The organism is Nitrosopumilaceae archaeon (assembly GCA_035631875.1).
In the GTDB taxonomy this organism is placed as follows: Archaea; Thermoproteota; Nitrososphaeria; order Nitrososphaerales; family Nitrosopumilaceae; genus TA-20.
Genome location: DASQHX010000009.1, coordinates 58,871 through 76,058, shown reverse-complemented (window position 1 = coordinate 76,058; position 17,188 = coordinate 58,871). Strand labels below are relative to the sequence as shown.

The 17,188-nt window shown below is 36.8% G+C and carries 23 protein-coding genes; 15 read left to right on the top strand and 8 right to left on the bottom strand.

All coding sequences use genetic code 11. The annotated features are described in order from the left end of the window. Positions 1–19 precede the first annotated feature (19 nt). Together VEU72_02485 and VEU72_02480 are read right to left on the bottom strand one after the other, a co-directional pair. Entirely contained in the window at positions 20–886 is an 867-nt protein-coding gene (locus VEU72_02485; protein ID HYL66002.1) for a 50S ribosomal protein L10, read from the bottom strand. A gap of 1 nt (position 887) precedes the next feature. Continuing rightward, a complete protein-coding gene (locus VEU72_02480) occupies positions 888–1,544 on the bottom strand; it encodes a 50S ribosomal protein L1 (GenBank protein ID HYL66001.1) in 657 nt (218 codons plus the stop codon). Between the two features lie 178 nt (positions 1,545–1,722). Between VEU72_02480 and VEU72_02475 the strand changes: the two genes are divergently transcribed. Then, positions 1,723–2,157: an Lrp/AsnC family transcriptional regulator gene (locus VEU72_02475; GenBank protein HYL66000.1), complete on the top strand. Its 435-nt coding sequence runs from the start codon at positions 1,723–1,725 to the stop codon at positions 2,155–2,157. Between the two features lies 1 nt (position 2,158). Here VEU72_02475 and VEU72_02470 read toward each other — a convergent pair whose 3' ends face one another. Genes VEU72_02470 through VEU72_02460 form a run of 3 tightly spaced genes read right to left on the bottom strand, consistent with a single transcriptional unit; the run spans position 2,159 to position 3,316 of the window. Further along, the gene (locus VEU72_02470) at positions 2,159–2,641 is read right to left on the bottom strand and encodes a 50S ribosomal protein L11 (GenBank protein HYL65999.1); all 483 of its coding nucleotides are present in this window, start codon (positions 2,639–2,641) and stop codon (positions 2,159–2,161) included. A 37-nt stretch (positions 2,642–2,678) separates the two neighbouring features. After that, entirely contained in the window at positions 2,679–3,134 is a 456-nt protein-coding gene (locus VEU72_02465; GenBank protein HYL65998.1) for a transcription elongation factor Spt5, read from the bottom strand. A 2-nt stretch (positions 3,135–3,136) separates the two neighbouring features. Next, positions 3,137–3,316, bottom strand: a complete 180-nt coding sequence (locus VEU72_02460; GenBank protein HYL65997.1) for a preprotein translocase subunit SecE — start codon at positions 3,314–3,316, stop codon at positions 3,137–3,139. 39 nt (positions 3,317–3,355) lie between these two features. Here VEU72_02460 and VEU72_02455 point away from each other — a divergent pair, with 39 nt between their 5' ends. Both VEU72_02455 and VEU72_02450 read left to right on the top strand, forming a co-directional pair. Further along, entirely contained in the window at positions 3,356–4,132 is a 777-nt protein-coding gene (locus VEU72_02455; GenBank protein HYL65996.1) for a D-aminoacyl-tRNA deacylase, read from the top strand. Then, entirely contained in the window at positions 4,129–4,425 is a 297-nt protein-coding gene (locus VEU72_02450; protein HYL65995.1) for an MGMT family protein, read from the top strand. The genes VEU72_02455 and VEU72_02450 overlap by 4 nt, the downstream gene beginning before the upstream one ends. On the opposite strand, the gene VEU72_02445 is transcribed toward VEU72_02450, so the two are convergent. After that, positions 4,422–4,874, bottom strand: coding sequence for a 50S ribosomal protein L19e (locus VEU72_02445; GenBank protein ID HYL65994.1), 453 nt, complete (start codon positions 4,872–4,874; stop codon positions 4,422–4,424). The two genes, VEU72_02450 and VEU72_02445, sit on opposite strands and share 4 nt — an antisense overlap. Then, positions 4,858–5,259, bottom strand: coding sequence for a 50S ribosomal protein L32e (locus VEU72_02440; GenBank protein ID HYL65993.1), 402 nt, complete (start codon positions 5,257–5,259; stop codon positions 4,858–4,860). The genes VEU72_02445 and VEU72_02440 overlap by 17 nt, the downstream gene beginning before the upstream one ends. 56 nt (positions 5,260–5,315) lie before the next feature. Here VEU72_02440 and pckA point away from each other — a divergent pair, with 56 nt between their 5' ends. Continuing rightward, on the top strand, positions 5,316–6,965 hold the full coding sequence (gene pckA, locus VEU72_02435) for a phosphoenolpyruvate carboxykinase (ATP) (GenBank protein HYL65992.1): 1,650 nt from the start codon (positions 5,316–5,318) through the stop codon (positions 6,963–6,965). Here pckA and VEU72_02430 read toward each other — a convergent pair. After that, positions 6,962–9,004 (bottom strand): S8 family serine peptidase, encoded by a 2,043-nt coding sequence (locus tag VEU72_02430; protein HYL65991.1) that lies wholly within the window; start codon positions 9,002–9,004, stop codon positions 6,962–6,964. The genes pckA and VEU72_02430 overlap by 4 nt on opposite strands. Positions 9,005–9,081: 77 nt before the next feature. Between VEU72_02430 and VEU72_02425 the strand changes: the two genes are divergently transcribed. The 11 genes from VEU72_02425 (at position 9,082) to VEU72_02375 (ending at position 17,187) form a co-directional block, all read left to right on the top strand. After that, positions 9,082–9,699, top strand: a complete 618-nt coding sequence (locus VEU72_02425; GenBank protein HYL65990.1) for a superoxide dismutase — start codon at positions 9,082–9,084, stop codon at positions 9,697–9,699. A 65-nt stretch (positions 9,700–9,764) separates the two neighbouring features. Then, the gene (gene pfdA, locus VEU72_02420; protein ID HYL65989.1) at positions 9,765–10,181 is read left to right on the top strand and encodes a prefoldin subunit alpha; all 417 of its coding nucleotides are present in this window, start codon (positions 9,765–9,767) and stop codon (positions 10,179–10,181) included. A gap of 12 nt (positions 10,182–10,193) precedes the next feature. Next, entirely contained in the window at positions 10,194–11,582 is a 1,389-nt protein-coding gene (gene ftsY, locus VEU72_02415; protein HYL65988.1) for a signal recognition particle-docking protein FtsY, read from the top strand. Further along, positions 11,579–12,493: an ornithine carbamoyltransferase gene (gene argF, locus VEU72_02410; GenBank protein HYL65987.1), complete on the top strand. Its 915-nt coding sequence runs from the start codon at positions 11,579–11,581 to the stop codon at positions 12,491–12,493. Before ftsY ends, argF begins: the two co-directional genes overlap by 4 nt. A gap of 49 nt (positions 12,494–12,542) precedes the next feature. After that, positions 12,543–13,031 (top strand): 50S ribosomal protein L18, encoded by a 489-nt coding sequence (locus VEU72_02405; protein ID HYL65986.1) that lies wholly within the window; start codon positions 12,543–12,545, stop codon positions 13,029–13,031. Then, positions 13,028–13,660 carry a 30S ribosomal protein S5 gene (locus tag VEU72_02400; protein ID HYL65985.1) on the top strand — a complete coding sequence of 211 codons (633 nt, stop codon included), beginning with the start codon at positions 13,028–13,030 and terminating at the stop codon, positions 13,658–13,660. The genes VEU72_02405 and VEU72_02400 overlap by 4 nt, the downstream gene beginning before the upstream one ends. 6 nt (positions 13,661–13,666) lie before the next feature. Then, positions 13,667–14,134: a 50S ribosomal protein L30 gene (locus VEU72_02395; GenBank protein HYL65984.1), complete on the top strand. Its 468-nt coding sequence runs from the start codon at positions 13,667–13,669 to the stop codon at positions 14,132–14,134. A gap of 1 nt (position 14,135) precedes the next feature. Further along, a complete protein-coding gene (locus tag VEU72_02390; GenBank protein ID HYL65983.1) occupies positions 14,136–14,558 on the top strand; it encodes an uL15 family ribosomal protein in 423 nt (140 codons plus the stop codon). Continuing rightward, positions 14,555–15,988 (top strand): preprotein translocase subunit SecY, encoded by a 1,434-nt coding sequence (gene secY, locus VEU72_02385; GenBank protein HYL65982.1) that lies wholly within the window; start codon positions 14,555–14,557, stop codon positions 15,986–15,988. Before VEU72_02390 ends, secY begins: the two co-directional genes overlap by 4 nt. Beyond that, complete coding sequence (locus VEU72_02380) at positions 15,966–16,565, top strand: adenylate kinase (GenBank protein HYL65981.1); 600 nt, start codon at positions 15,966–15,968, stop codon at positions 16,563–16,565. The genes secY and VEU72_02380 overlap by 23 nt, the downstream gene beginning before the upstream one ends. After that, on the top strand, positions 16,555–17,187 hold the full coding sequence (locus VEU72_02375) for an EMC3/TMCO1 family protein (GenBank protein HYL65980.1): 633 nt from the start codon (positions 16,555–16,557) through the stop codon (positions 17,185–17,187). Before VEU72_02380 ends, VEU72_02375 begins: the two co-directional genes overlap by 11 nt. The last annotated feature ends 1 nt before the right edge of the window (position 17,188 follow it).

The following is a 17,188-nucleotide window of genomic DNA, read 5'->3' as shown; positions in this document are numbered from 1 at the left end:
AATTTTTAAGAAATGGCTTCTACTGTGGAGTGTAATTCTTTGCCTTTCTAGCTAGTGCATTTGCTTGTGCGTTGGCCTTTTGTATTACTTGATCCTTGATATCATCAGTTAGAATTCCTGCTTCCAATGCAACAGATCTTGCTTGCTGAGCTGCCTTTGCAAGTATTGTTGATACGTTTTCTTTGGTGACATAACCGATTTCTATTGCAAGCGCCATCGCCTCATGATGTGCCTGTGCAAATGCGTCACGATACTTTTCTACATCTATTACTAATTCGTTCTTTGCATATAGGATATCTTCTGCAACAGCTGCATCAAGTATTATGCCGGCTTCTACTGGTTTTACATCAAGCTTACTTAGTAATGTGGCAAGCTTTTCAGAAATAACTGCTCCTTTTTTGGCAGGGATAGAATCCTTTGTTATCCAAATTGTTCCTTGATCAATTTTTGTAGCTACGCCAGCTTCTTTAAAGTCAGTAAGAATTGGACCTGGTGTAATGCCAGTATTTCCTGCCTTGATTACAACATCGATACTTGCAAGATCTCCACCACGTGCAGCCATCATTATCTTGTTTTTACTAAGTAAGATGTTTAGTTTGAAAGGAGTCATGTTTGTGAACATCAATACACATTGTCCAACTAGTTTGTCTACCATCTTGTCAATAGAAGGCATTTTCAGTCCAGCTAGTGCCTTTTGTGCAACTTTGTCTTTTATGCTAACAATTTCTACTTCGCCTTTGAATTTTTTTCTTAAAGGCAATAATTGTGATGATCTTACTTTTTCCATTCTTACAAGAGCAATTACATTATATTTTTTTGGAAGCTCTTGGAGTTGTTGATACATCAACGATTTCTTTTGTGGATATTTTGTTCTATTTTGGTGCATTTTACTTCTTTTCTACTAGTGGTTGTTTAACGAGTTTTCCCATGGTGGTTTTTATCATAATTTTTTTAATGTTCTTATCTCCACTTGGTAATTTTTTTTCTACCAAGCTAATCACTGCATTAGCATTTGCAGTTAGATCTTCATCAGACATTGTCTCATCGCCTATCTTACATGCAAGAGAAAGTGAATTTCGTAGTCTGACACGTATTGAAGATCGGAATCTTTCTAAAATTGAATCAATTGGTGCATTGAAAGGAACTGGCGTTGGCATCTTACCTCTTGGACCCATAAACTGACCCAGAGTCTTACCTACAGTTGCCATAAGTGAAGTGTCTGAAAGGAAAAAATCAAAACCGTTAATCAGCTTTCTTGATTCGCGCTTGTTTGCACCTATTTTGTTTACTTCGGTTCCATCTACTATTCTATCTGCATTGGCACTTTTTGCCTTCAAACCGAGATCTCCTGAAGCTACAACACAGACAGACGCTGGTTGACTAAGCGTTTTTGGAAGTTGAACAGTCTCATTTATTGCAAAACCCTTCTTTACATCAATATCTCTAAAAACCATGATTAGCTCTACGGATTGTTTGAACTTGCGTTGTTTCTGACTTTTCTTTGCCTCTCCTATCATCTGAGTTAGATGAGCATCGCTAATCATTACGAAATCGTTTCTGAGAAGCCTATTTAAAATCGTTTACAGGTATGGATGGAATAATTTCTTACTTTGTAGTGAAATTTGAGTTACAAGAGTATAGATCACTTGAGAATTGAACTTACATTTTTAACTAGGAATAAAAAGTAATTCGTTAAGTTTGCATAAATTCGATGAACTTGATATGAAAATTCTTACCGAACTTACAAAAGACGGTAATGTCTCCGTACCAAATCTCTCAAAAAGGTTAGGAATTAACACATCTGTTTTGTATAGTAGGATAAAGAGATTACTCAAAAAGAAACTGATAAAAAAATTCACAATTGTAGTAGATGAATCACTTATTGGCATAGGTGTGCGGGCTACAATGGGAATAAATCGCGATCCAAAACAAAAAGAGCAGATCCACAAGGCATTACTGAAAACTCCCGAGGTCATTATGATGTCTGAAGTGACTGGAAGATTTGATATGTTACTTACAGTACGAGCCAAAAATCTAGAGGAATTGCACTCTGTAGCAATAGAAAAGATTGGAAAAATAGAGGGAATTCAAAATACAGAAACCTTCGTGGAACTACAACGAACAGAAAAAGACCAGTCTTACGAATTAAAAGAATAATTTACTTTAATTTATCATCCCACTTGCCTGAGTTTATCTCAACAGTAATCTCTTTCGGATTCTTACCATCGATTTTTACTCCTAGTGGCAAACAGGTGCCCACAATTTCTTTTGCTGCACCTTTGATGTCTTGTGCATAAGAAGAATCAATTTTCAACTTTGCTACTTTGATTATTGAATCCATTTTGATATCTCCAACCCATGTTGCTCCTGAAGTCCCAGATCCTTTCTGAATGCCAGCTTCTTTTAGTATGAGTGCTGCTGCAGATGGAATTCCAACCTCGACTGTCCACTGTTTTGTTTTCTTATCAACTGCAACTGTAACAGGAACTTTCATTCCTTCAAAGTCTTTTGTCTTCTCATTTATGGCAGTTACAATTTGTAAAATGTTGACACCTAATGGACCAAGTGTTGGACCAAGTGGAGGACCTGCATTTGCTTGTCCTCCCGTAACAAGTGCGGAAACAGTCTGTATATCTGCCATGATTTTTCTTTCCTAGAATCTGTAAATTTAATCCTTGCTACTGTGTTGATAACTTTAGGTAGTTTGCATCAACAGTTACTGGTAATTGATATGGTGCATCAAGCAAAATGACAGTAGCCTCTTCTTTTTCATGATCTATTCTGGTGACAGTCGCTTTCATTCCTTTAAATGGACCACCTATGATTTCAACAATCTTGTCTACTGCAAGCTCAGATACTGTTGATTTCTTAACTAAGTATCCTTCTATATCCTTGAACTGTAACTCACCTCTAAGTTGTCCTCTGATATGTCGTATTCCCTGTAGTGCATCAAAGGCAGCATTTGCATCAATTGCTTCTACTACCACATATCCCTTGAGGTTATCTAAAAGTAAAACTGCTTGAATGTTTATTTTTTTTAGTTTTATTCTATTTTCTAATAATCCCATGACTACTTTTTCTTGTCCTCCAGTTGTCCTTACTGCAAAAAAATGTGATTTTATTTCCTGAGTCAATGCTATCTGTGTCCGAGATTAATTACTGCAAATACGAACTGAATTATAAATCCAACTGCACCTACGGTTGCCATTCCAAGAAGGACTAACCTGAGGTGTTGCATATAGTCATCCTTATCAGATTTTTTGGCAAGCTTAATTGTATTTACCATATCCTTTAACATCTGTCTTGGGTTTGCCATTGGAGGAAATTAATAAAGTCGACTTATATCTCTTATCTTGTGCAATTACTTGTTGCGTATCAATCAGACCCTGCAGGCTCTAACTTGGCATATCATATATCACAAAACATGAAACAAGACGGAGAGATTTATCGCGGGAAAAATTATGATCTTGTAACAATTCCAACACCATCCATATCTGCAGACTGGCTTGAAGAAAAATATCACTATGATGGATTTGTGTTTCTATCAAAGCACGCCTCTGAAACAGGTACGCTGGCGCTTACGTGCCATAGTACAGGAAATTTTTCAGAAGCACTATTTGGAGGAAGACCGCGAGAAGTTGCAATACCACATCCGCATATACAGAAATCATATATGCGAGCCTTGTGGGAAAAAAGAAATAATTTTACAAAATTTGAGATCACAATAGAAGCAACACATCATGGTCCTACAGCACTAAACAAACCTGCTTTGTTTATTGAAGTCGGAACAACAGAAAAACAATGGAATGACAAAGTATTATGTGATTCCGTGGCTTCTGTCATAGAAGAAGTGATGTCAATTACACCACAAAAAAACAATATAGCTATATGTTTTGGAGGAACTCACTATCCAGAAAAATTCACCAAAGAACTAATTGAAGGTCAATACGCTTTGGGTACTGTTGTACCAAAACATGCTCTAGATCACATAGATGAGAAATTGTTTTCACATATTTTAGAGAGAAACAACGAAGCAAAATATGCTCTAGTAGATTGGAGTAGTTTGGGTAAAAACAAACAAAAGATAGTTTCACTTTTAGAAACAACAAATCTTGGGATGATACGAGTTTGAAGCTTGAAGATAAGGTGTACAAAAAGCTGCTCGAAGTTCCTCCGGGTATGGTGACTACATACGGAGAGCTTGCTAAGGCAGTATGTCTTAAAAATGGACAAAGAGCAATTGGTAGAATTATGAACAAAAATCCATACCCAGTCATAGTTCCGTGTCATAGAGTTATAAAATCAAATGGAAAAATTGGTGGATATGCATGGGGAGAAAAGATAAAGACCAATATGTTATCAAAAGAGGGCGTAAAAATTAAGAATGGAAAAATTATTGATCTAGAAATGATCTATAGATTCTAAGTGCGTTTTTTATGTGTCTCTTCAATCAAAGTTCGAAGATGTGCCACGTTTCTGATTTGATTTCCACCTGCTTGTCTGTATAATTTCCAATATTCTGGGTTAGTTATCTCTTTTCTACCCTTTGAAACATGGAGACGGTGTCGTAAAGCCTTTATCTTTTTTACATAGACTTGTTTTTTACCAATACGCGATCCTTTAGCACCTTTCTTTGAACCTTGTTTTGTTCCACGTTTACGCCTCTGAGATTTTTTGTGATGCGCTCTACCTTTGGATGTACCCTTTATCGGTCTGACTTCAATTATGTTTGCAGTAATTAGACTTCGAACGTTGTCTCGTGTAATTGCATCTGAAACATCATCCAAATATTGTGAATCAAACTTTATTCTGTTTGCACCTACTCCTAACATCCTTGCAACAAGACGTCGTTTGGTTTTAAGATTTACTACCACTTGTTGACACCCTTGCGTTAAATATCTTGAAATTTTTCTCTTTTGCTTTAGATACTATTTCTAATCTCTTCTTTTTTCCTACACTGTGACCAAGTCTTACACCATCAGTTTTTGGATCAAGTTTTTCCAATTCCTTTACATTATGAACTAAATTATCGGTATATCCTGATGGGTGTAATCCTTTTGAAATATTTGGTCCACCATAACCAGCCTTGACAAGTGCAGGCCAACCCTTCTTAGACTTTCTCTGATGATTGTCAATTCCCTTTGGTTTTCTCCAGTTTTCTGCTAACCTAAAGTATCTCCAGCTCTCTTCTCTAACAAACTCAGGTCTGTGATCTGCTACTTTTTTTCTTAACTCTAACAGGTCTTTGTTGATCGGCATGTAGAAGAACCTGCTTGAATTTTAAAATAAATACGTTTCTGGAGGCAAAATACATAATGAGAAGAGATAATAAGGAAATTAGAGGCGGATCGTTTTACCCAATGATTGAGGATCTCAAGGCAACTATCACTGGCAAATTTATTACACAGCTAAAGGAGCAGGGCATTACTACAAGTAACATACACAGAAACCTGCCTGTAAAATTACTTATTGATATTATACTTGAAAAAAATGAGGGCATCCTTACATCCAACGGCTCTCTTTCAGTACGTACAGGAAAATATACTGGAAGATCCCCTGATGACCGTTATATCGTTGATGATTCTGAAACCCATGTTAATGTAGACTGGGGCAAAGTCAACCACCCTTTTCCTGAGGACAAATTTGACAAACTATATGAAAAAATGAAGAAACACATTGAAGGAAAAGAAATCTTTGTCTTTGATGGTTTTGTTGGAGCAGATCTCGATAACAGATTGCCTATACGAGTTATAACTGATCATGCGTGGCAAAATCTCTTTGTCAGACAATTATTCATCAGACCGTCAGAAGCAGAGCTTGAATCACACAAACCAGAGTTTACTTTACTTGCGTTAAATGATTTCAAAGCTATTTCAGAAGTTGATGGAACCAGAAGTGATGCTTTTATCATATTAAATTACACAAAAAAAATTGTACTAATTGGGGCAACTTGTTATGCAGGCGAGATAAAGAAGGCAATGTTTTCTGTCATGAATTACATACTTCCACCTAGAGGCGTCTTTCCAATGCACTGTTCTGCAAATATTGGGAAAAAAGACGATGCTGCATTATTTTTTGGACTATCAGGTACTGGGAAAACAACACTTTCAGCAGATCCAAACAGAATGTTAGTTGGAGACGATGAACATGGATGGTCTGATAACGGAATTTTTAATTTTGAAGGAGGATGTTATGCAAAATGTATCAATCTTAACAGAGATGCAGAACCACAAATTTGGAATGCCATCAAGTTTGGTTCAGTTTTAGAAAATGTTGTACTGGACAAAAAAACACTAACACCAGACTTTAACGATGGAAGCTTAACTGAGAACACAAGAGCTGCATACCCACTTGACTACATTCCTGGCGCCATAACTCCAAGCATTGGAGGAAATCCAAAAATAATTGTGTTTTTAACAGCAGATGCGTTTGGTGTACTTCCACCTGTTGCAAGATTGACAAAAGAAGGAGCTATGTATCATTTTATGTCGGGATATACAAGCAAGCTTGCAGGAACTGAACGTGGAATTACAGAACCCAAAGCAACATTTTCAGAATGTTTTGGAGCACCTTTCATGTCGAGACATGCATCAATATATGCAAAGATGCTTGGAGAAAAAATCACAAAACACAACACCAAAGTCTATCTCATAAACACGGGATGGTCTGGAGGACCATACGGTATAGGTAAGAGAATGAACATCAAACATACAAGGATGATGGTTACAGCTGCCCTTACTGGTGTGCTTGATATGGTAAAATATAGACACGATGAGGTGTTCAATTTGGATGTGCCAGAGACATGTCCTGAAGTGCCTCCAGAAGTACTAAATCCAAGAAATACATGGGCAGAAAAAGAAGGATATGATAATTCTGCAAGAAAACTTGCACAGATGTTTGTTGATAACTTTAAGAAATTTGGAAATACTACAAAAGAAATTCGTGATGCAGGTCCACAGATTTAGTTACGTCTTACCACCAACACAACAATTATCGAAGCAACGATTACTCCAGAAATTATGATTATCTCTTTTATGGGAATTCCAAAGGATTCTAGAAATTCAATTCCTGTTTTCACTGCAGGTTTTTTAATAATGATATCATCATACACATTATCAATACCATCCGGTGTGGTTATTTGAGCTTCAATCCAATACTTTCCTGGTTCATATAATGACAATGATGTGATTTGCTGTGGAACAAGTGATGCACTTTGAATTTGGTCAGTGCCTTCTTTAATTACAGAAATTTTTGCATATGACCAGATTTCTGGGCGTTCAAGGCTAAAAGTTAAGATCCCATCACTCTCACTTGTATTGATTATACCTTTAGTTACATGAATCATAACAGGTACATGATATGCTGTTGTACCGTCATTAATCTCAAACATTTTATAAAAATCACCAGTCATGTTTTTTTGCATCGAAATTTTTATGTTTAAAGAATTATTCTTAAGACTAGATTCTAACTTGAAATCATTTTGATCAGAGATAAATTTTGTTTGAATGTTTGGTAATATTCCTTGTATGGTTTGTAGATGTAGTGTTCTTGTTTGATATGGTTTTTCTAAGGCGAGATTGAATACAAGACTATGTGGAATTATTATTAAATTAGCAGAAAATGCTCTTGTAAGATTTAATCTTCCACTACCAGTAACATCAACAGGCTCATCATTTCCATAAGCATCTGTAACAGGATCTGTTGTTGTAGAAAGAAGTGAAGCAATATCCTCAGGCTTAAGATTTGGATCTTTTTGTAACAAAAGAGCTACTGCTCCTGTAACATGTGGCGCTGCAATACTTGTTCCACTTGTTAGATTATATGTTCCTCCTATGTGAGTGGAATTTACAAATACGCCTGGTGCTACAAGATCAGGTTTGATATAAAACGGTGAAACCGGACCACGAGAACTAAACGGTGCAACAAAATCTGGATGACTAAATACATCTAACTTTGCTACTGTTTCATTTTGAAGTGACTTTTTTAATGCAAGTCCGTCGCTTTTTGACATTGATATGACTGGTATTATTGGATTGTTACTGGAGGTGGAATTTGGTTGAAAAATTTCTCCAAAAAATATTCCAGGTTCATTGTTGAAAATTATAAGAGCTTGGGCACCGCTTTGTACAGCATTACGTTCTTTTTCTGAAAAATAGATCTTCTCTCCTTTAATGTCACTACCTCTTTCTTCAAGTAATATGGAATCTTTGGCATCCACATTGACAAGATCTCTAATCCTACCATATCCTCCAAAGACAATTTTCCCTGTAATTGGTTTTGATAATGGGTTTGTACCAAGCATTGGAAGCACTTGGTATTGGGTTTTGTCAATTTCTAATGTTGAGACAACACTTTGCGTTATGTTGTTGTATGTTGCACCAACTGTTATTACATCTGGATCTTTTCCTGGACTGCCAATAGTACCATTATCTGGACCATTGTTTCCTGCTGCTACAACAACTATGATTCCATTTTTTACAGCTTCATTAACAGCTTGATCAATCTCATCATTTGTCTTGTTTACACCTAAACTGATATTGATTACATTGACCTTGTCTTCAATTGCGCGATGAATTGCTTTTACGATAAGATCTGATGACACAGATTCTCCAGTTGATGATACCTTGTACGAAAATAGCTTCGCCTTTGGCGCTACTCCTTTGAGATTTCCATCTGCAGCAATTATTCCAGCTACTTCAGTACCATGTCCAGTAGTATCGATTGTTTTGTTGTCATTATCTACAAAATTATATCCTCCAATAACTTTGCCACTAGGACCAAAACCCAGAAGATCTGGATGGTTGTAATCTATCCCTGTATCTATTATACCAATTTTGATTCCCTGCCCTTCAAACCCTTGTTCTCTTGGAATCTCAACTCCAATAAGCGATGTATTTTTTTCAAGATAAAATTCGATTTTTTGTTGATCCTTTACAATTGATAAAATAAAGACAGTACATAAAATTATTGCAAGTGAAAAAAATACAAATTTGTAGTGTTTCAACAAATTTCATCAAATTTAGTTAGATAAAATACATTTGTAACCAAAGCCATAAATTGCATGCATACATCACCTCTTGCATGGCAAAATATGAACTTCCAAAATTGCCTTATGCGTACGAAGCACTAGAACCTCATATTGATGCAAAGACGATGGAAATTCACTATTCCAAACATCATCAAGCATACACAAACGGTCTGAACACAGCTTTGGAAAGTCTTAGCTCAGAGTTGCAAAACATGGAACTAACAAAGTTGCTCTCAAGCTTAGATAAAGTGCCTGAGAATGTTAGAGGTGCAGTTAATTTTCACGGTGGTGGATATGATAACCACACACTATTTTGGAATAACATGAAACCAAATGGTGGAGGAACTCCTGGTGGCAAAGTAGCTGATGCTATCAATTCAGTTTTTGGAAGCTTTGATGCATTCAAAGAAAAATTTTCCAAAGACACTGGTGCAATTCAAGGCAGTGGATGGGGTTGGCTAGCTTACAATCCACAAAGCAAGAAAGTTGAATTTACAACAATGCCAAATCAAACTAGCCCTAGAACAAAAGGATTGATTCCTTTGTTAGGACTAGATGTGTGGGAACATGCCTACTATCTGAAATATCAGAATAAACGTCCAGACTATATAACCGCATGGTGGAATGTAGTAAACTGGGGCGAAGTAGAAAATAGACTTTCAAAAGTATAATCTCTTCTCTTTTTTTGTTTTAATCAGAGAATGCATTTATAGCCGGGAAAGAGAAATTTTTGCAAATGAGCGAAGAACAAGCCCAAGCATTGATGCAACAAATGCAGGCACTTGAAGCTTACATGTCGGATCTATTGCAAAAAGAAGATGCTGTCATAAAACTTTTACACGAAGCAACAAGTGCAATAGAATCAATGAAAATACTAGGGGATAAACAACTTGAAACCCTTGTGCCAGTAGGAATGGGGGCATATGTGAAGGCAATAATACAACCAAATGAAAAATTACTTGTAAGTATTGGCGCAGGGGCTTCACTTGAGCAAGATAAGAATTCTGCAATTAATTATGTTGAGGAAAGGATAAAGGAATTGGAAATTGTACTACAACAATTATCTGCACAAAAACATGAGGTTGCAGCAAGACTTGAACAGGGACAACAACAAATGAATCGCATATTACAAGCAAGCCAAAGTAAACAATAAAGGCAAAATATTATGTTTGAAAAACTAAGGAACGCTTTTTCTTCGGCGGCGAAGAGCTTTGGGCAGAAAGAACTCAAGGAAAAAGACATTAACAAGGTTCTTTTTGAGCTTGAAGTAGCACTGCTAGAATCTGATGTTGCGACAGAAGTGATTGATTCATTGAAAAGTGATTTAAAACAGAAACTAATTGGTGTTACTGTAGAAAAAGAGCAGATAGCAAACATTGTAAAACAAAACTTGCGAGAACACATCTCAAACATGTTTGATTCTGCAGGAAAAGTTGACATCATATCCAACATTGAAAAGAAAAAAAGTACAGGCGAACCATATATCATATCATTTATGGGAATTAACGGAACAGGAAAAACAACAACTGTGGCAAAGGTTGCATATCTTTTACGAGAAAACAAATTTTCTGTTGTAATAGCAGCCGCTGACACATACAGGGCAGGAGCGATAGAACAGATAACTGAACATGCAAAGCGACTTAATCTAAAAATCATAGCACAAAACTATGGTTCTGATCCAGCTGCGGTTTCCCGTGATGCTGTACTTTATGCCAAATCACACAAGATTGATTGCATACTAATTGATACTGCTGGAAGAATGCAGACAAGTAAGAATCTCATGGACCAGATATCAAAAATCAACAAAGTGGTAAATCCAGATTTGAAAATTTTTGTTGGTGATTCCCTTGCTGGTAATGACACAGTAAACCAAGCACGAGAATTTCATCAATACACAAAGTTTGAAGGCTCTATACTAACAAAAAGCGATGCTGATGCACGGGGAGGTGCGGCAATTTCAATAGTAAAGGTTACATCCACTCCAATTTTGTATCTAGGAGTAGGACAAGAGTACAAAGATTTGAAACCCTTTGACAAGGACTCGTTTTTGGAATCACTGTTTGGTGCAGAAGAAATTTCGATTCCACAACCTGAAATCAAAATGTTACAAACTCTTATACCTGTACAACAAGAAAATACTGAAAAGTCAGAAAAAATAGGAGAAAAAATTGAGCAACAAATTACACCCGATGAAATTCCAAAACAAGTAGAAAAAGAACAAACAACACCAACGTCACAACTTGAAACAAAATCTAAACCCGAAATAAAACAGGAGAAAATTTATGTCGAAGATGAGGATGATCCTTTTGCCAGAATTGCTACAAAAGATATCGAAAAATATTCTGATCTATATGACGTACCATCGCCTGAGAATGATAAAGATGCAAAGGACTTAGCAGTTAAAATCAAAAAATGGATCTCAAATGGAAGACCAAAACCACATGAATCAGCAAAAGAACAAGTAATAGATAAAGAAATAGAAGAAAAAACGATGAAACAAGAAGATGTTAAACCTAAAAAGAAGCACTCCTTATTTGGATGGGGAAAGAAATGAAATTAAAAACTAAAGACCTCTTAACATTAAATGAACTTGGCAAAAATGAGCTAGCGGGAATCCTAGACGATGCTATGAAACTAAAAAAAGATCTCAAGGCAGGAATTTGCAAACCACTTTTGAAAAATAAAACACTTGCAATGATATTTCAAAAACCATCTACACGTACACGCGTTAGCTTTGAAACTGGCATGTTCCAACTAGGCGGCCATGCACTGAGCCTAACATCAGATGAATTGCAACTTGCACGAGGAGAAACAATTGAAGATACATCAAAAACACTCTCACGTTATGTTGACATCATGATGGCACGTGTATACTCACATGAAGAAATAGAAATTCTTGCAAAAAACTCAACCATTTCAGTAATAAATGGACTATCTGACTCCTTCCATCCTTGTCAAATCCTAGCAGACCTTATGACAATAAAAGAAAAGAAGAAAAAACTTGCAGGTCTAAAGCTTGCTTGGGTTGGAGATGGTAACAACGTTTGTAATTCAATGATCTATGGATGTGCTAAATCTGGAATTGATATTAATATTGCAACTCCTAAAGGATACGCCCCAGATTCCAAAGTTATCAAAGAATCAAAAGAGTTGGTTGACATTAAACTACTAAATGATCCGTTATCAGCTGTAAAAAATGCAGATGTGGTTGTTACTGATACATTTGTATCAATACATCACCAGGCAACTGACAGAACAAAGGATTTTCTTCCAAAGTTTCAGGTAAACTCTGATCTCATGAAAAAAGCTGATCCACATGCAATCTTTTTACATTGCCTTCCAGCAAAACGTGGACAAGAAGTAACAAGCTCTGTAATTGACGGACGACAATCAGTTGTTTGGGATGAAGCTGAAAACAGATTACACGCCCAAAAGGCGCTGATGGTTGCATTGCTCCAAGTCTAACGTTTATAAGAGCTTTACCGAAATTTTTTGTAAAAGAGGTATTAGTAGAATGGTATATTCGCAAATATTACGCAGATTAAGGGAAGAGAAGACCAACTATAGAAAAAGAAAACATCTTCTAATGGGTAGGAGAGACTATATCACAGTTCAAATTTCAAGTGAAAACACTCTAGTTCAAATTCATAAACCAGAAATGCAAGGTGATAAGGTCTTGGCATCAGCACATTCTAGATATCTTTTAGGTAAGGGCTGGAAAGGTTCTAGAAAAAATATTCCGGCAGCTTATCTGACAGGATATCTTGCGGGAAAAAAGGCTCTTGGTAAAGGAGTAAAAGCCGCGGTTCTTTACAGCGGCACAAGAAAATACACACAAAGAATGGCAGCAGCATTGAAAGGTGTAATCGATGCAGGCCTTGAAGTGCCAGCTGATTCTGAAACATTTCCAAACGAAGAAAGAATTTCAGGAAAACATCTCAAAGTACAAAATGAAATTAATAAAGTGAAATCTGCAATTGATGTAGAGGTTAAAACTAAATGAGCAGACAAGAACAACGACCAAGAGAAAGAAGAGAACCAGAAGAACAATGGGTTCCACGAACAACTCTTGGAAAGTTAGTAGATAGTGGAAAAATTACATCAATGAACGAAATTTATGAAAATGGTTATAGAATACAAGAAGCTGGAATTATCAAAAAACTTTTGCCGGGAATTAAAACTGAAGTAATTGACGTTGGAATTGTACAAAAACAAACAACCAATGGTGAATATACGAGATTCAAAGCTCTAGTTGCCGCTGGAGATGAAAATGGTTGGCTTGGAATTGGTCAAGGTAAATCAAAACAAATGAGAATTGCAATTGAAAAAGCTACAAACGCCGCATATCTTGCTGTTAGTCCAGTAAAACTTGGTTGTGGTAGTTGGGAATGCAGATGTGATAATCCACACTCTGTTCCGTTTAAAGTAAGAGGTAGAGGTGGAAGTGTTGAAATTGAAATTATTCCAGGACCAAGGGGACTTGGATTGGTTGCAGGTGGAAACATTAGAAATCTGTTAAAGCTTGCAGGACTAAAAGATGTCTGGACAAAAAGCAAGGGTTCTACTAATACGATGACTTCTACATCAAAAGCGGTTCTTAACTGTCTAAGGCAGACATTTAGTCAAGGTTGATGATTTATGGCAAAAGCTTTCCTAGTAGTTAGAATGAAAGGAACAGTAAATACGCCTTACTGGGCAAGAACTACACTTGATCTTCTGCATTTAGACAAAAGGTTTAGAGCGACAATAATTCCAGCCAAAGATAACACCAAAGGCATGTTGGATAAAATAAAACACTATGTGTCTTGGCAAGAAATTGATGTTCCTACAACAAAAGAACTCTTAGAAAAGAAAGCACGAAAAGAAGGATATAAGAAACTAACTACCGATGATATTGCAAAATTAGGATTCAAAAATACTGATGATCTGGCCCAGTCATTGACAGAAGGCACTGCTACATTATCAAAATTAAAAACGGTAAAACCATGGTTTGCCCTGTCCCCTCCAAGAGGAGGCTTTAAACGAAAAACGAAAAAAATGTATGGCGAAGGAGGAATCTTGGGTAACCACAAAGAACTTCTTGCACAAGTAAGGATTATGATGTAAAATGCCAACCAGATTAAGAAAGACACGAAAGTTTAGGGGAAGCAGATTCCACGGATGGGGACAAATTGGTCAACATAGGGCAAGTGGCCACAAAGGAGGTCTTGGTAGATCTGGTATGCACAAGCATCACTTTATCAAAATGCTTCTAAATGACCCAGATCATTTTGGTCATGATTCTACTCATCCGCCACATCCATACCTTGTAAAAAAGTGGATTAGTGTAAGAGATCTGGACGATTTCTTTGCAAAATTTGGAAAGCAGGAAGGAGGAAAAAAAGTAATCGATCTTGCAGAACTTGGTTATGACAAACTATTAGGAGGAGGACAAACCAAGAATGCTTACATTATCAAAGTAGAGCGATTCTCTGCTTCTGCCGAAGAAAAAATAAAACAAGCTGGTGGCGAGGTGCTTGTAATCGCATGATTGAAGAAGGAACACCAACAGGTATTCTGAGAAAAATAATTTCTAAAGCTGAAGTCTACATTCCGCAAGTTCCAAAACCAAAAAAGAAAATTCCATTACAAGTCCGTCTCATGTGGTGTGGATTGGCACTCTTCATCTATATGATAATGGGCCAAACACCGCTTTATGGTGCAACCGTTCCAGCATTTGACTTTCTTGCATTTGCAAGAGTTATCTTTGCATCACAACAAGGAACACTAATCGAACTTGGAATTGGTCCTATAGTTACTGCAGGACTTTTGATGCAGCTCTTAAAAGGCTCTGAAATCTTTCACCTTGATTTCAAGAAACCAGAAGATAGAGAACTATATCAAACAGCAACAAAGATTGTAACATATATCGTAATAGTTGCCGAGTCATCACTATATGGAATGGCAGTCTATGGTCCAAGACTACCAAGTCATGAGGCAGGTTTTATTCTAGTAGGTCAGCTTATTGGTGCATCAATTATAATCATGCTTTTAGATGAATTAATTCAAAAGGGATGGGGACTGGGAAGTGGAATCAGTCTTTTTATTGCTGCAGGTGTAGCACAACAAGTAGTCTGGAGTTTATTTAGTCCAATACCTGCAGGAGATGGTGGACCTGTAGGTGTATTTGTAAACATTGGGCATTCCTTTATCACTGGAAACTTTTCAAATCTATTTTTCCGGTCTAACCAGCTGCCTGGTATCTTTGGACTCTTTGTCACTGCTGGAGTATTACTAATTCTAGTTTATACACAGGGAATCAAAATCGAGATTCCAATCGTATCCACAAAATACAGAGGATTTTCTGCAGTTTACCCAATCAAATTGATGTATGTGTCTAATATTCCAGTAATTTTGGCATCAGCACTTACTGCCAACGCAGTGTTTATTGGTCAGATGCTTTGGGCAAACTTTAATCCAAGAAATGCCAATCCATTTATGAATTTTCTAGGAATGTTTGATCCTACAGCTCCGTCTACTCCGACCGGAGGTATATTGTATTATGTTACAGCTCCGCGTGGATTGGACATTGTTGCACTAGATCCAATGCGTGCAGTGATGTATATCTTGTTCATGGTAGGAATTGTGGTTTTGTTTGGTAGGTTGTGGATAGAACTTGGAGGATTATCTGCAAAGAGTGCAGCGAAGAACCTTCTTGATGCAGATGTCCAAGTTCCTGGCTTCAGACGTTCAAACCAACCAGTGGAAGCTCTTCTTCAAAAATATATTCCATCTGTTACTATACTTGGTTCTATGATTCTTGGTCTTCTAGCTGGTACCTCTGATGTCTTGGGAACTTTTGGATCTGGAACAGGGATGTTACTTACAGTAGACATTTTGATCAACTATTATAACTTGCTTGTAAGAGAAAAAGTAGAAGAGGTAATGCCATCACTGGGTGCCCTACTTGGCAGAAAGTAGGCGCGTAATAATTGTAGGAATTCCTGGTGTTGGAAAGACTACTCTGGTATCGAAGGTTGTAGAATTATTAAGATTAAAAAAAATTAGCGTAAATGTATCTATCTTTGGAACTGTCATGTTTGAAGAGGCAAAAAAAAATGGAATCAAAGACAGAGATGATCTGCGAAAACTTTCAGTGCCAGAGCAGAAAAAACTCCAATCCATGGCAGCAAAAAAAATTGCCTCTATGACAGATGATGTTGTAATTGTGGATACACATGCATTTATTGCAACAAAAGAGGGATATTACCCGGGTCTACCTCACAACGTCTTGGAAATTTTAACACCGGACAGTTTCATTATGATTAGCGCAAGACCGGAAGAGATCTATAATCGAAGAATGAAAGACACCACACGAAATAGAGACATTGTCTCAATAGAGGCAATTAAAAAAGAACTGGACGTTACTAGTGCCATGCTTTCCACATGTTCCATTTTATGTGGATCTCCAATTAAGATGATTCTAAATTCAGAAGGAAAGATTGATGAGGTAGCTAAAGGAATTGTAAGTGCGATGGGATTCAACAATGGAACATAGTATAATCCTGGATTTTCTAAATTCAATCTTTCTACAAATACCTGGTCTGAATAGAGGTCCCCTTGGCAGTGAAAATCCTCTGGTAAAGGGGATGATAGCATCTGCATTTGGAATTGTTGGAGTTGCAATAGCGTTAAACTTGTTTAATGCTATAATAAAACGAAAAATGGTTGACCAAAGTAAACTCAAAAGGTTGATGCGAGAAACAAGAACATGGCAAAAAGAAAGAATGGCTGCCTTTAGGGCAAAAGATCAAGAAAAAATTGATGAACTAAATAAAAAATCGGCGTACATGAACAAGATGAACATGGAACTAATGCAGATAAACATGAGGCCGATGATGATTACGTTTGTTCCTCTGATTTTGATATTTTACTTTGTACTGCCACATTTGTTTGCATATACAGTTGCACTAGCACCAATGTCTCTGAATTTTGTTCCAGGAGACTTTTTCCAACTAACGTGCACGGTCGCTAAAGTAGCTGACTCACAAATTACTGGCCATCCGCACATTTGTCATCATGTAAACGAAGTGTACTTTTGGGCTTGGTACTTCCTTTGTTCTATTTCCTTTAGCGGAATAATAATGAGACTCACAAAAACCACAATGGATTTAGACTGAA

What these genes read in the sequence shown, in the direction of transcription:
- secY (HYL65982.1), top strand. Translation starts at nt 14,555, where the DNA reads ATGATTGAAGAAGGAACACCAACAGGTATTCTGAGAAAAATAATTTCT.
- VEU72_02460 (HYL65997.1), bottom strand. Translation starts at nt 3,316, where the DNA reads ATGGCAAACCCAAGACAGATGTTAAAGGATATGGTAAATACAATTAAG.
- argF (HYL65987.1), top strand. Translation starts at nt 11,579, where the DNA reads ATGAAATTAAAAACTAAAGACCTCTTAACATTAAATGAACTTGGCAAA.
- VEU72_02470 (HYL65999.1), bottom strand. Translation starts at nt 2,641, where the DNA reads ATGGCAGATATACAGACTGTTTCCGCACTTGTTACGGGAGGACAAGCA.
- VEU72_02405 (HYL65986.1), top strand. Translation starts at nt 12,543, where the DNA reads ATGGTATATTCGCAAATATTACGCAGATTAAGGGAAGAGAAGACCAAC.
- VEU72_02390 (HYL65983.1), top strand. Translation starts at nt 14,136, where the DNA reads ATGCCAACCAGATTAAGAAAGACACGAAAGTTTAGGGGAAGCAGATTC.
- pckA (HYL65992.1), top strand. Translation starts at nt 5,316, where the DNA reads ATGAGAAGAGATAATAAGGAAATTAGAGGCGGATCGTTTTACCCAATG.
- pfdA (HYL65989.1), top strand. Translation starts at nt 9,765, where the DNA reads ATGAGCGAAGAACAAGCCCAAGCATTGATGCAACAAATGCAGGCACTT.
- VEU72_02480 (HYL66001.1), bottom strand. Translation starts at nt 1,544, where the DNA reads ATGATTAGCGATGCTCATCTAACTCAGATGATAGGAGAGGCAAAGAAA.
- VEU72_02475 (HYL66000.1), top strand. Translation starts at nt 1,723, where the DNA reads ATGAAAATTCTTACCGAACTTACAAAAGACGGTAATGTCTCCGTACCA.
- VEU72_02425 (HYL65990.1), top strand. Translation starts at nt 9,082, where the DNA reads ATGGCAAAATATGAACTTCCAAAATTGCCTTATGCGTACGAAGCACTA.
- VEU72_02400 (HYL65985.1), top strand. Translation starts at nt 13,028, where the DNA reads ATGAGCAGACAAGAACAACGACCAAGAGAAAGAAGAGAACCAGAAGAA.
- ftsY (HYL65988.1), top strand. Translation starts at nt 10,194, where the DNA reads ATGTTTGAAAAACTAAGGAACGCTTTTTCTTCGGCGGCGAAGAGCTTT.
- VEU72_02395 (HYL65984.1), top strand. Translation starts at nt 13,667, where the DNA reads ATGGCAAAAGCTTTCCTAGTAGTTAGAATGAAAGGAACAGTAAATACG.
- VEU72_02375 (HYL65980.1), top strand. Translation starts at nt 16,555, where the DNA reads ATGGAACATAGTATAATCCTGGATTTTCTAAATTCAATCTTTCTACAA.
- VEU72_02440 (HYL65993.1), bottom strand. Translation starts at nt 5,259, where the DNA reads ATGCCGATCAACAAAGACCTGTTAGAGTTAAGAAAAAAAGTAGCAGAT.
- VEU72_02485 (HYL66002.1), bottom strand. Translation starts at nt 886, where the DNA reads ATGCACCAAAATAGAACAAAATATCCACAAAAGAAATCGTTGATGTAT.